Genomic DNA, 11895 nt, shown 5'->3' with positions numbered 1-11895 from the left:
AAGAGAGGGTTACATGATGAGAGAAGCTAGCATCAAACGTACAACAAATGAGACGGATATTTCACTTGCAATAGCCATTGATGGAGAAGGAAAAGCGGGAATTGACACAGGTGTCCCGTTTTTAAACCACATGCTTGATTTATTTACGAAGCACGGTCAGTTCAATTTAGATGTAAAAGCTATTGGAGACATTGAGATCGATGATCACCACACAACAGAAGACATTGGTATCTGCTTAGGGCATGCATTTAAAGAAGCACTTGGTGATAAGAAAGGTATTAAGCGCTACGGCAATGCATTTGTTCCAATGGATGATGCGTTGGCACAAGTGGTAGTTGATTTAAGTAATCGACCTCATTTTGAATTTAAAGGCGATATTCCAGCATCACGTGTGGGTACTTTTGATACGGAGCTTGTATACGAATTTTTATGGAAATTTGCGCTTGAATCACGTATGAATCTTCATGTTATCGTTCACTATGGTCAAAATACACACCACATCATCGAAGCGGTATTCAAAGCCTTGGCGAGAGCATTAGATGAAGCAACAACGGTTGATCCTCGCGTCAAAGGAGTACCATCAACGAAGGGGATGTTGTAAATGATTGGTATTATTGACTATGGCATGGGGAATTTGTATAGCGTAAGCAAAGCGCTTGAACGTTTAGACTATGACTATTTTATTTCATCTGAGCCAAGCGAACTGCGTAAGGCAAAAGGCTATATTCTACCTGGGGTTGGCTCATTTAAAGATGCGATGGAACAGCTGAATGAAACCAATCTTACAGCTTTTATAAAAGAAGAAGTGGAAAGCGGTAAGCCACTTTTAGGTATCTGCTTAGGAATGCAGCTTTTGTTTGAGGAAAGTGATGAGAATGGTAAGACGACGGGCCTTGGGTTTTTAAAAGGACGTGTTGAACTGCTGCCTGGAGTGACGCCAGAAGGTGAAGCTTATAAAGTGCCTCATATGGGTTGGAACTCGTTACATATGCATGTAAACTCACCTCTGTTAGCGGGCATTGAAGAAGGCCACGTATACTTCGTGCACTCTTATTACGTAAAGACAGATGATCAAGATGTGCTTCTAGCAACAAGCTCATATGATGTTGCCGTTCCAGCAGTTGTAGGGAAGGAAAATGTATTTGGTACGCAGTTCCACCCGGAAAAAAGCAGTGAAATTGGCATGAAGATTTTACAAAACTACGCAAACTTTGTAGAAGGAAGAGGTTGAACTCATGAGTAATTTTTCAATTTATCCAGCAATCGATATGCGCGGCGGAAAGTGTGTTCGCCTTTTGCAAGGAGACTATGATAAAGAAACGGTATACGGAGATTCACCAGTCGATATGGCAGCACAATTTGCTGGTGAAGGTGCGAAGTGGATTCACATGGTGGACTTAGACGGTGCCAAAGCAGCAAAGCGAGTAAATAATGAGTTTGTTCTTGAAGTTAAGAAAAAGCTTGGGGTCAATGTACAAATTGGTGGCGGAATTCGTTCAGAAGAAGACGTAGCGTATTACTTAGAAAACGGAATTGACCGAGTAATCTTAGGAAGCGCAGCGATTTCTAATCCTGAATTTGTCAAAAAGATGCTTCGTCAATACGGTGAAAAAATTGCGATTGGTATTGACGCGCGCGATGGCTACGTAGCAACGGAAGGCTGGCTTGAAACGTCAACAGTAAAAGCAACGGAGCTTGGAAAAGAGCTTGCCGAAGCAGGTGCTGAAACGTTTATCTTCACGGACATTTCAACGGATGGTATGCTTTCAGGACCAAATGTTGAAGGTATTGTCAGCATGGCAAAAGCAACAGGTAAAAGCGTCATCGCATCGGGCGGCGTAAGTAAATTAGCTGATTTAAAAGCACTACAAGCGTATGAAAAAGACGGCGTGATTGGTGCGATTGTTGGAAAAGCACTCTACACAAATCAATTTACGGTAAGCCAGGCGCTTGAAGAGGTGACATCATGATTACGAAGCGTATTATTCCTTGCTTAGACGTAAAGGAAGGGCGCGTTGTAAAAGGTGTTCAGTTTGTGGAGCTAAAAGACGCTGGTGATCCTGTAGAATTAGCGAAATTTTATGATGAAGAAGGCGCTGATGAGCTTGTTTTCTTAGATATTTCAGCATCTCATGAAGGTCGTAAAACCATGGTTCACGTAGTAGAAGAAGTGGCAGCACAGCTGGCTATTCCGTTTACAGTAGGTGGAGGAATCAATGCGGTTGAGGATATGAAACGAATGCTGCGAGCAGGTGCAGATAAAGTGTCGTTAAACACAGCTGCTGTCTTAAATCCAGATCTTATTACGGAAGGGTCAAACTTCTTTGGAGCACAGTGCATTGTAGTAGCTATTGATGCAAAATATGATGAAGAATTAGGCTCTTGGCGCGTATACACGCACGGTGGACGCAACGCAACAGGATGGGAAGTTGTTGCTTGGGCGCAAGAAGTTGTCAAACGCGGTGCCGGTGAGATCTTGTTAACAAGTATGGATCAAGACGGTGCCAAGTCCGGCTTTAACCTAGCATTAACAAAAGCCGTAAGTGAAGCGGTAAGTATCCCTGTTATTGCTTCAGGAGGCGCAGGAAATGGTCAAGACTTTGTGGACGTATTTACGGAAGGAAAAGCAGACGCAGGCTTAGCGGCATCTATTTTTCACTATAAAGAAACGTCTGTTAAAGAAATTAAAACCTATGCAAAACAACGAGGAGTGAGCATTCGATGAAGATTGAAAACGTTAAATTCAATGAAGACGGATTAGTTCCAGCAATTGTGCAGGACGCGGTTAGTAAAGAAGTGCTGACTCTAGCCTATATGAATGAAGAATCGTTAAAAAAGTCAGTTGAAACAAAAGAAACGTGGTTTTTTAGCCGCTCTCGCCAAGAGCTTTGGCACAAGGGAGCTACATCTGGAAATACACAGCGAATTGTCGCAATGACGTATGATTGCGATGCGGATTCTATTGTTGTAAAAGTAAATCCAAACGGACCTGCTTGTCATACAGGTGCATACAGCTGCTTTAATGAAAACTTGCTAGAGGACGAAAGTGCATCTCCTCAATCAGGGCGTTTTGATATTATTAATGAATTGGAATCAGTAATTGCTAAGCGCGAAGCAGAAATGCCAGAAGGAGCGTACACAACCTACTTATTTGACAAAGGTGTCGATAAAATCCTAAAAAAAGTCGGTGAGGAAGCAGGCGAAGTTATTATTGCTGCCAAAAACCGTGATCATGAAGAATTAAAATGGGAAGTAGCGGATTTGTTCTATCACGTATTGGTACTTCTTCGTGAGCAAAAGCTTCCGCTTGACGATGTCTTAGCGGTATTAAAAGAAAGACATTCGAAGTAATAAACAAAAGCTGGCCTTTGCGGTCAGTTTTTTTATTGACCAATATTTCTTTGGGTTCAGTAAAATACAGGTGTTATCGTAAGCTTTAAACTATGATATACTACCAACGTTGAAATCATGGACTTATCGGAGGACTTAATGAGAAAAAACTCAAAAGTGCACGAGAAGAAAGCAAAGGTAATTCCGTTTTTTAAAACGGGAGAAGAATATTTTGAAAAAGCACTTAAAGCCTATCAATATAAAGATTTATATAAAGCAAAACGATATCTTCAGAGAGCGTCAGAGTTAGACCGGGATGAGCCGTTAATTTTATATCAGTTAGCGACTATTTTAAATGATTTAGGTGAATATAAAGAATCAAACGAGCTGTTGCTTCATATTATCAACGATTTAGATTCTACAATGGTCAATTGTTACTATGTGATTGCTAATAATTTTGCGCATCTTGGATTATTTCAAGAAGCGTATAAATACGTTCAATGTTATTTGGAAGAAGATGTAACTGGCGAGTTGTTAGAGGAAGCGGAAGAGCTGGAAGACCTGCTTTCCATTGATTTAGAATCAGACGAAGAATATGAGGAAGATGCGCTGATTTTAAAGCAAGAACAGGCAAAACAGTTGCTTCAAGATGCACAGTTTGAAAAAGCGATTCAGCTATTAGAAGAAATCATTCGAGACTATCCTGAATTTTGGCCAGCGTACAATAATTTAGCGTTAGCTCATTTTTATCTTAATGAAACAGATAAAGCAATTGGTTTATTAGATGAAGTGTTAGAAAAAAATCCTGGGAACTTACATGCTTTGTGTAATCAATTAGTGTTTCACTATTACGGGCATAACCAGAACGTCGTGAATTATTTGATTCAACAGCTAAGCTGCGTATATCCTTTATCTCTGGAGCATCAATATAAATTAGGATCAACGTTTGCTCTTGTCGGGGAATACAAGTTAGCATATGGGTGGTTAAAGAGTTTATATAAAAAAGGATTTCAAGCAGACTCGTCTTTTCATTATTGGCTTTCTTATGCTGCTTATCATGTGGGGTTTGAGCAGTTTGCTAAAGATATATGGAAAGACGTTGGTGATTCGGGTTCAATGGTGAAGTTAGAAGCGCCTTGGCAATTTAATGAGAAGAACAATCGTCGTTTCTATTCTGAAATCGATGTTGTCGCTCAAGAAAAATGTGAAAGCACACATATTCATGATCAGCTGTATAGCCTGTATATGGCTAAGAAGCTTCCTGATAAAGAACGGTTGCTTCTATTAGAAAAAATTAAGCCATCCATACATACAAGTTCATTACTTGATGAAGTATATACGTATGTATGGCAGAATAAGCAGCACATCATGTTTGAAATTGCAGATTTAATCCAAGCTGAAATTGAAGCTGAAGTAGAGGCAGCCGGTATCATTCAGTTTTGGTTTAACATATATGTAGAATTGAATAACATACAGGCTGCCAAATGGCACCATGTCAACGTAAATGGATGGGCATCTGCAGCGACTTACTGCTACCAGAAGCAAAAGCAACAAGCTGTTTCTCAGGAAAAGGTAGCTCAACTGTATAGTATTTCTTTATCAACGGTACGCAAATACGTCAAAATTGTAAATAACCTGCTGAAGTGAGCAAAAAAATAGACGATAGTGTCGTTAGCGTATTAGGATAAAATTAATTAAAAATATATGAATAGATTCCTAAAAGGAGTGTTACTCAATGACAGAAGAAAAAATTTATGATGTCATTATTATCGGAGCCGGCCCAGCAGGAATGACTGCTGCTGTATATACGTCTCGTGCGGATTTATCAACATTAATGATTGAGCGCGGAATCCCTGGTGGCCAAATGGCAAATACGGAAGACGTAGAAAATTACCCTGGCTATGACCATATTCTAGGTCCAGATCTTTCAAATAAAATGTTTGAACATGCGAAGAAATTCGGTGCTGAGTATGCATATGGGGACATTAAAGAAATTATTGAAGGCGAAGAGTATAAGACTGTTGTAGCTGGTAAAAAAGAATATAAAGCGCGTGCTATTATTATTGCAACAGGTGCAGAGTATAAAAAACTAGGTGTTCCTGGTGAAAAAGAATTAGGAGGACGCGGCGTTTCTTACTGTGCAGTATGTGACGGAGCTTTCTTTAAAGGAAAAGAGCTTGTTGTTGTTGGTGGAGGGGACTCTGCTGTTGAGGAGGGTGTGTACTTAACGCGCTTTGCAACAAAAGTAACGATTGTTCACCGTCGTGAGGAACTTCGTGCTCAAAAAATCTTACAACAGCGTGCATTTGATAATGAGAAAGTAGACTTTATCTGGAATCACACTGTAAAAGAAGTGAATGAAAAAGACGGTAAAGTAGGTAGCGTAACGCTTGTTAATACACAAACTGGTGAAGAACAGGAATTCGGAGCAGATGGCGTGTTCATTTATATCGGTATGGTTCCTTTAACAAAGCCGTTTGAAGGCTTAAACATCACCAATGCAGAAGGCTATATTGAAACGAATGAACAAATGGAAACACGTGTCCCAGGAATCTTTGCTGCTGGTGACGTTCGTGAAAAAGCACTTCGTCAAATCGTTACAGCAACGGGAGATGGAAGTATTGCTGCTCAAGCAGCTCAACATTATATTGAAGAACTGAAAGAAAAGTTAAAAGCCGTTAACTAATTTGTTACGTATATCTTTACAAAAAGTTATTCTGTTTTAAAGTTTTTGTAACGTACGTGAAATGTTTATGGGGTACTATATAAGTAGTAATTGACCCCCTTTTATAAAATAGTAACTTTGACGGGCGTAGGACTTGTTCCTAGGCCTTTTTTTTTGGACTATTTTTTGTACCATCGACATATATTTTCAGAAAATTTAGTATTAAGTAAGTGTCTTCGTTGTGAGGGCTGTTTGTTTCGTAGTATAATGATAGACAGAAAAGTGAAGAGAAGAAGAGGTGGAAAGATGCAACGAGTTACGAATTGTGTATTAGTGAAAGACGGAAAAGTACTATTACTTCAAAAGCCAAGGCGAAATTGGTGGGTAGCTCCCGGTGGGAAAATGGAACAAGGAGAATCAGTAAAGGATTCCGTTGTTCGAGAATTTCGTGAAGAAACAGGCATCTACCTGAAGAATCCAACGGTAAAAGGTATTTTTACGTTTACAATGAAAGAAAATGATAAAATTGCGTCAGAGTGGATGATGTTTACTTTTTTTGCTACCGACTTTGATGGAACAAATGTGCTAGAATCAGAAGAAGGAAAGCTTGGTTGGCATAACTTAAATGATGTTAGTGAATTACCAATGGCACCAGGAGACCATCATATTATTGATTATGTGGCAAAAGGTTCTGGTGTAATCTACGGTAATTTTACATACACGACTGACTTTGAGTTATTGTCTTATCGAATCGATCCTTGCTAACTATTTGGTTAGATAAACAATGAAAAAATTCGGTTTTAATAGGGGGTAAACAAATGAGTACTGGATCTGTAAGCGATATTCAATTGGTTATTATTACTGGAATGTCAGGTGCAGGAAAAACGGTGGCAATTCAAAGTTTTGAAGATTTAGGTTTTTTTTGTGTGGACAATCTTCCCCCAACGCTATTGCCTAAGTTCCTTGAACTTATGAAAGAATCTGGAAATAAAATGAACAAAGTAGCGCTTGTTATGGATTTGCGAGGGCGAGAATTCTTTGATAGCTTATTTGAAGCCTTAGATAATATGAGTGAAACGACATGGGTTATGCCTCAAATTCTCTTTTTGGATGCAAAAGACTCTGTGCTCGTAACAAGATATAAAGAAACAAGGCGTTCACATCCTCTTGCTCCTTCTGGATTACCTTTAGAAGGTATTAGTATGGAACGTGAGCTATTAGAGGAATTAAAAGGACGTGCCCAGTTAATTTATGAAACATCTGACTTAAAACCAAGAGAGCTACGTGAGAAAATTCTTACGCAGTTTGCTTCACATGCTTCACCTGTTTTTACAGTGAACGTTATGTCATTTGGGTTTAAGTATGGGGTGCCAATCGATGCTGATCTTGTTTTTGATGTTCGCTTCTTGCCAAACCCGCACTACATTGATCATATGAGGCCGAAAACAGGTCTTGAAGAAGAAGTTTCTTCCTACGTGTTGAAATGGACCGAAACGCAGAAGTTTGTTGAAAAGGTGCTTGATCTTTTAACATTTATGCTGCCGCAGTATAAGCGTGAAGGGAAAAGTCAGCTTGTCATTGCGATTGGTTGTACGGGTGGTCAACATCGCTCAGTCACTTTGGCTGAACATATCGGCCATCATTTTGAAAAAGACTATAAAACACATATTTCTCATCGAGACATCGAGAAGAGGAAGGAAAAATATAGATGAATAGTGAACAGCCTGCAAAAGTCGTTGTCATTGGAGGAGGAACAGGATTACCTGTATTATTAAGAGGGTTGAAAGAATATCCTCTTGATATTACAGCAATTGTAACGGTTGCTGACGACGGCGGAAGTTCTGGGAGGCTTCGAGATGAGCTAGAGATTCCGGCTCCTGGTGATATTCGAAATGTGTTAGCCGCATTATCTGATGTTGAACCGTTGGTAGAAGAGCTGTTTCAACATCGCTTTGAAACTGGAAATGAATTGATTGGTCACTCACTGGGGAATTTGCTTTTAGCCGCAATGACATCTATTACAGGTGATTTTGTGCATGCGATTCGTGAGATGAGCAAAGTGTTAAATGTTCGTGGTAAAGTATTACCTTCTGCTAATCGTAGCGTAGTGCTACATGCAGAAATGGAAGACGGAGTAATTGTCACAGGAGAGTCTAAGATTCCGGAGTATGGAAAAAGAATTAAGCGCGTATTTTTATCTCCAAAAGATATTAAGCCTTCTGCTGAAGCGTTAAAAGCAATTCGCAAAGCTGACTTAATTATATTAGGTCCAGGTAGCTTATATACAAGCATCCTGCCTAATTTACTTGTTCCGGATATTCGAGATGAGCTATGTACGACAAAAGCGAGAAAAGTATATGTATGTAATGTGATGACCCAGCAAGGGGAAACATTAGGTTTTAAAGCAAGTGATCACGTAAAGGCTCTGTATGATCATATGCCTTGTGCGTTTTTAGACGCAATTATTGTAAATAATGCGCCAATTCCTGCACCGTTAAAGAAGCGCTATGAGGTTGAACAAGCACAGCCTGTGGAATACGACCGAGAAGTGCTGACTGAATTAGGACTAGAAGTGTTGGAAGAACAGATTATTCAATATGACGGTAGTGTTATTCGTCACGATACGAAAAAAGTGGCACGCCTTATCTTTAATATGTTGGCGTAAACGTCAATTTCCGCAACTTACTACGACAACAGAATGGAGGTGGGAAAGGTGTCGTTTGCTTCAGAAACAAAAAAAGAACTTACTAATTTAGAAGTGAAAGATTGCTGCGCAAAAGCAGAACTTTCAGCTTTAATTCGAATGAACGGGTCGTTGGCATTTTCTAATCGTAACTTAACAGTGGACGTACAAACAGAAAATGCAGCCATCGCCAGAAGAATTTATGTACTTCTAAAGAAATCGTATAACGTAACGGTGGAGCTGTTGGTGCGTAAAAAAATGAGGTTGAAAAAGAACAATGTTTACATTGTTCGTCTGGTGGAAAAAGCTCGTTTTTTACTGGAGGATTTAAAAATTTTAAATGAAGGCTTCACATTTACTCATAACATTTCAGAAGAGCTTGTCAAAAAGAAGTGTTGTAAGCGTTCATATTTGAGGGGAGCTTTCTTAGCTGGAGGATCAATTAATAATCCAGAAACATCCTCTTATCATCTAGAGATTTTTTCTCTCTATAGAGAGCACAATGATGCCCTTTGTGAGTTAATGAATACATTTGGCTTAAACAGTAAAACGCTTGAGCGTAAAAAAGGGTATATCAATTACTTAAAAGAAGCAGAGAAAATCACGGAATTCTTAAGTATTGTTGGAGCACATAGCGCTTTATTACGTTTTGAAGACGTTCGTATTGTACGAGATATGCGAAACTCTGTTAATCGACTCGTCAATTGTGAAACAGCGAACTTAAACAAGACCATCGGTGCAGCGATTCGGCAGGTGGAAAATATTCGTTATATTCAAGAGACAGTTGGGCTCGAAGTATTGCCTGAGAAGCTTCGTGAAATTGCTCGTTTACGAGTAGAATACCAAGACGTAACGCTAAAAGAACTAGGGGAAATGGTATCCGGCGGACAAATTAGCAAGTCTGGAATTAATCATCGTCTACGCAAGATAGATGAAATTGCCGATAAATTGCGTGCTGGACAACCAGTTACGTAAAGCAAGGGACATGGGAGGAGAACATAATGGAAAAACAAGTAGAAATTAAATTGAGAACAGGCCTTCAAGCACGAGTAGCAGCCATGTTTGTTCAAGAAGCTAACCGTTTTACATCGGATGTGTTTTTAAAGAAAGATGAAAAAGTAGTAAACGCTAAGAGCATTATGGGGTTAATGAGCTTAGCGTTAAATCGTGGTACCGTTATCACGCTGATTGCTGAAGGTAGTGACGAAGAAGAAGCTATCCAAGCGCTTTCTTCTTATGTAGAAAATGATGCATAAAAAAACCGTTCCCAATTGGGAACGGCTTCTTATTACTTCGGATCGTTTGTTAAAATTTTATCAATTAATCCGTATTCAAGAGCACGCTCAGCAGTCATGAAGTTATCACGATCTGTATCGCGTTGAAGAACTTCTAGTGGTTGACCAGTGCGCTCAGCTAAAATGTGATTTAATTTCTCACGTAAGAAAAGAATGCGTTTAGCAGCAATCTCAATCTCTGTTGCTTGACCTTGCGCTCCACCTAAAGGTTGGTGAATCATTACTTCACTATTTGGTAACGCAAAACGTTTGCCTTTTTCACCTGCAGCAAGTAAGAAAGCACCCATTGAAGCAGCCATTCCGATACAAATTGTTGATACTTTTGGCTTGATAAACTGCATTGTATCGTAAATCGCCATACCTGCTGTAATTGATCCACCAGGACTGTTAATATAAAGTGAAATATCTTTTTCTGGGTCTTCTGCTGCTAAAAATAGAAGTTGTGATACAATTGAGTTTGCAACGTTATCATCAATTGCACTTCCAAGCATAATGATACGGTCTTTTAACAGCCGTGAATAAATGTCGTATGCACGCTCACCGCGGTTTGTTTGTTCAATAACTGTAGGAATTAGATTCATATAAAATTCCTCCTTAACAAGAATAATTTGTTATGTACCTTATAATACATGTAAGGTCAATAAAGGTCAAACAAAAGAACTGCTCTTTACACATATTCGCTTTTTCTGGTATGTATTCCTTTTCTGTACTTTATAAATTTTTCCCGATTGCTCCAAAAATAAACCTTGTATACTTGAAAAGATTGGTTTTCTTTCCTATAATGAAAGCAGTCATCATAGGAATAATGATTTATTTTATGCCCTCGTAGTGTAGTGGATAGCACAAGAGATTCCGGTTCTCTTAGGGTGGGTTCGAATCCTGTCGAGGGCGTCTAAAAGCGTTGCAAACTTGCAGCGCTTTTTTTATTTGTTCTGTAAAAACTGTATATTTTATGTGTGGATAGGCCTAATAATTCGTAAGTTAATTCGTTTGTCATGGTTGCCAATTTTGGCAGAATGCTATAAAACAAGTATATAAGGAAAAGTAAAACTAAGGAGGAAAAATTGTGAAATCCCTTAATAAGTTTTTTATTGTAAGTGCATCTCTTGCGTTATTGCTTTCCGCATGTGGATCGAATGAAGAAGCAGCAACACAAGAAAAGTCTCAGCAAGTGCAACAAGAAAAGTCTCAGCAAGTGCAACAAGCAAATGAAAAAACAGTTTCAGAGGAGCAGTCTGACAGTAAAGAGTCTCAGACGAACAAAGAGTCAGAGGAGACTGAAAGCAATGACGTAGAGTCAAAAGGCGAAGCAACACTAGATAAAGAAGAGCCGGCAGTCGAAGAAAAGACAAGCAAAGAGGCAACGGAAAGGCCTTTAACCGAGTCACCTGAAGATAGAGAACAAGCAGAAGTAACGAAGCCAACAGAAGAACAAAATGATGCTGCATCAAACGAAAAGTCAGCTGAAGAGCAGCCAGAAGAAAATTCTGAAGTTCAGGACAAAGAATTAGTCCAAAGCGATAATCAAGAGTATGCAATTAAAGTACTTGAAGGCTACGAACTAGCTGGGGAAGAGCCTGGTCGTGATACGGTAATGTATAAAGAGGATGGCTCTCAATTTATGCGTATTGAGCTTCTATCAGATGTTTCGGAAAAACAAGCAGTAGAAGTAGTAAAGCAAACAGCAATGGCAGTGGACCCGAACGCTGTACAAAAAGCAAGCGTTCCTGCAGAAGGAAAGATTGCCAATGCAGAGTGGTATGAAGCAGAGTCTAATGATATGAATGTACAAGTTATTGTAACGAAAGGAACAAAGCCTGTTAAGATTACGATTTTTGCTAAATCAGCTGAGCAAACAGATAAATTTATTGAAATGGCGAACACGATTCAATAAACCGTTGGAAAGGAGGCTGGGACATAAG

At 39.3% G+C, this 11895-nt stretch carries 14 protein-coding genes and 1 tRNA gene; 14 read left to right on the top strand and 1 reads right to left on the bottom strand.

Translation table 11 applies throughout. The features are described from left to right. Positions 1-13 precede the first annotated feature (13 nt). From hisB to BFL01S_RS09290, 12 genes are all read left to right on the top strand, one after another. On the top strand, positions 14-601 hold the full coding sequence (gene hisB / locus BFL01S_RS09345; protein WP_025907430.1) for an imidazoleglycerol-phosphate dehydratase HisB: 588 nt from the start codon (positions 14-16) through the stop codon (positions 599-601). Continuing rightward, a complete protein-coding gene (gene hisH, locus BFL01S_RS09340; RefSeq protein WP_025907432.1) occupies positions 602-1231 on the top strand; it encodes an imidazole glycerol phosphate synthase subunit HisH in 630 nt (209 codons plus the stop codon). It begins immediately after the preceding gene. Positions 1232-1235: 4 nt separating this feature from the next. Continuing rightward, positions 1236-1970: a 1-(5-phosphoribosyl)-5-[(5-phosphoribosylamino)methylideneamino]imidazole-4-carboxamide isomerase gene (gene hisA / locus BFL01S_RS09335; protein WP_025907434.1), complete on the top strand. Its 735-nt coding sequence runs from the start codon at positions 1236-1238 to the stop codon at positions 1968-1970. Then, complete coding sequence (hisF, locus tag BFL01S_RS09330; protein ID WP_025907436.1) at positions 1967-2725, top strand: imidazole glycerol phosphate synthase subunit HisF; 759 nt, start codon at positions 1967-1969, stop codon at positions 2723-2725. The genes hisA and hisF overlap by 4 nt, the downstream gene beginning before the upstream one ends. After that, entirely contained in the window at positions 2722-3351 is a 630-nt protein-coding gene (gene hisIE / locus BFL01S_RS09325) for a bifunctional phosphoribosyl-AMP cyclohydrolase/phosphoribosyl-ATP diphosphatase HisIE (protein WP_025907439.1), read from the top strand. The genes hisF and hisIE overlap by 4 nt, the downstream gene beginning before the upstream one ends. A 138-nt stretch (positions 3352-3489) precedes the next feature. Continuing rightward, positions 3490-4977: a tetratricopeptide repeat protein gene (locus tag BFL01S_RS09320; RefSeq protein ID WP_061785537.1), complete on the top strand. Its 1488-nt coding sequence runs from the start codon at positions 3490-3492 to the stop codon at positions 4975-4977. An 88-nt stretch (positions 4978-5065) separates the two neighbouring features. Next, on the top strand, positions 5066-6016 hold the full coding sequence (trxB, locus tag BFL01S_RS09315) for a thioredoxin-disulfide reductase (protein ID WP_025907441.1): 951 nt from the start codon (positions 5066-5068) through the stop codon (positions 6014-6016). 285 nt (positions 6017-6301) lie between these two features. Continuing rightward, positions 6302-6760: an 8-oxo-dGTP diphosphatase gene (locus BFL01S_RS09310; RefSeq protein WP_025907442.1), complete on the top strand. Its 459-nt coding sequence runs from the start codon at positions 6302-6304 to the stop codon at positions 6758-6760. A 53-nt stretch (positions 6761-6813) separates the two neighbouring features. Continuing rightward, the gene (gene rapZ / locus BFL01S_RS09305; RefSeq protein WP_025907443.1) at positions 6814-7707 is read left to right on the top strand and encodes an RNase adapter RapZ; all 894 of its coding nucleotides are present in this window, start codon (positions 6814-6816) and stop codon (positions 7705-7707) included. After that, positions 7704-8660 carry a gluconeogenesis morphogenetic factor MgfK gene (gene mgfK, locus BFL01S_RS09300; protein WP_061785536.1) on the top strand — a complete coding sequence of 319 codons (957 nt, stop codon included), beginning with the start codon at positions 7704-7706 and terminating at the stop codon, positions 8658-8660. The genes rapZ and mgfK overlap by 4 nt, the downstream gene beginning before the upstream one ends. 48 nt (positions 8661-8708) lie before the next feature. After that, complete coding sequence (gene whiA / locus BFL01S_RS09295) at positions 8709-9653, top strand: DNA-binding protein WhiA (protein WP_025907447.1); 945 nt, start codon at positions 8709-8711, stop codon at positions 9651-9653. A gap of 23 nt (positions 9654-9676) precedes the next feature. Next, positions 9677-9934 carry an HPr family phosphocarrier protein gene (locus BFL01S_RS09290; RefSeq protein WP_025907448.1) on the top strand — a complete coding sequence of 86 codons (258 nt, stop codon included), beginning with the start codon at positions 9677-9679 and terminating at the stop codon, positions 9932-9934. Positions 9935-9966: 32 nt separating this feature from the next. On the opposite strand, the gene clpP is transcribed toward BFL01S_RS09290, so the two are convergent. Further along, complete coding sequence (gene clpP, locus BFL01S_RS09285) at positions 9967-10554, bottom strand: ATP-dependent Clp endopeptidase proteolytic subunit ClpP (RefSeq protein WP_025907449.1); 588 nt, start codon at positions 10552-10554, stop codon at positions 9967-9969. A 238-nt stretch (positions 10555-10792) separates the two neighbouring features. On the opposite strand from clpP, the gene BFL01S_RS09280 reads away from it, so the two are divergent. Together BFL01S_RS09280 and BFL01S_RS09275 are read left to right on the top strand one after the other, a co-directional pair. Next, positions 10793-10864: transfer RNA gene (locus tag BFL01S_RS09280), tRNA-Arg, on the top strand. Between the two features lie 175 nt (positions 10865-11039). After that, positions 11040-11867, top strand: a complete 828-nt coding sequence (locus BFL01S_RS09275) for a prolipoprotein diacylglyceryl transferase (protein WP_061785535.1) — start codon at positions 11040-11042, stop codon at positions 11865-11867. Positions 11868-11895 lie beyond the last annotated feature (28 nt).

It is taken from the genome of Priestia flexa NBRC 15715 (assembly GCF_001591565.1).
GTDB lineage: Bacteria > Bacillota > Bacilli > Bacillales > Bacillaceae_H > Priestia > Priestia flexa.
Note: the sequence above shows the minus strand (reverse complement) of the source record. Positions and strands in the feature narration are given on the sequence as shown.

Excerpts from the sequence above, each read along its gene's own strand:
- hisH (WP_025907432.1), top strand. The coding sequence starts at position 602 with ATGATTGGTATTATTGACTATGGCATGGGGAATTTGTATAGCGTAAGC.
- rapZ (WP_025907443.1), top strand. The coding sequence starts at position 6,814 with ATGAGTACTGGATCTGTAAGCGATATTCAATTGGTTATTATTACTGGA.
- hisA (WP_025907434.1), top strand. The coding sequence starts at position 1,236 with ATGAGTAATTTTTCAATTTATCCAGCAATCGATATGCGCGGCGGAAAG.
- mgfK (WP_061785536.1), top strand. The coding sequence starts at position 7,704 with ATGAATAGTGAACAGCCTGCAAAAGTCGTTGTCATTGGAGGAGGAACA.
- hisF (WP_025907436.1), top strand. The coding sequence starts at position 1,967 with ATGATTACGAAGCGTATTATTCCTTGCTTAGACGTAAAGGAAGGGCGC.
- BFL01S_RS09320 (WP_061785537.1), top strand. The coding sequence starts at position 3,490 with ATGAGAAAAAACTCAAAAGTGCACGAGAAGAAAGCAAAGGTAATTCCG.
- hisIE (WP_025907439.1), top strand. The coding sequence starts at position 2,722 with ATGAAGATTGAAAACGTTAAATTCAATGAAGACGGATTAGTTCCAGCA.
- clpP (WP_025907449.1), bottom strand. The coding sequence starts at position 10,554 with ATGAATCTAATTCCTACAGTTATTGAACAAACAAACCGCGGTGAGCGT.
- BFL01S_RS09310 (WP_025907442.1), top strand. The coding sequence starts at position 6,302 with ATGCAACGAGTTACGAATTGTGTATTAGTGAAAGACGGAAAAGTACTA.
- trxB (WP_025907441.1), top strand. The coding sequence starts at position 5,066 with ATGACAGAAGAAAAAATTTATGATGTCATTATTATCGGAGCCGGCCCA.
- hisB (WP_025907430.1), top strand. The coding sequence starts at position 14 with ATGATGAGAGAAGCTAGCATCAAACGTACAACAAATGAGACGGATATT.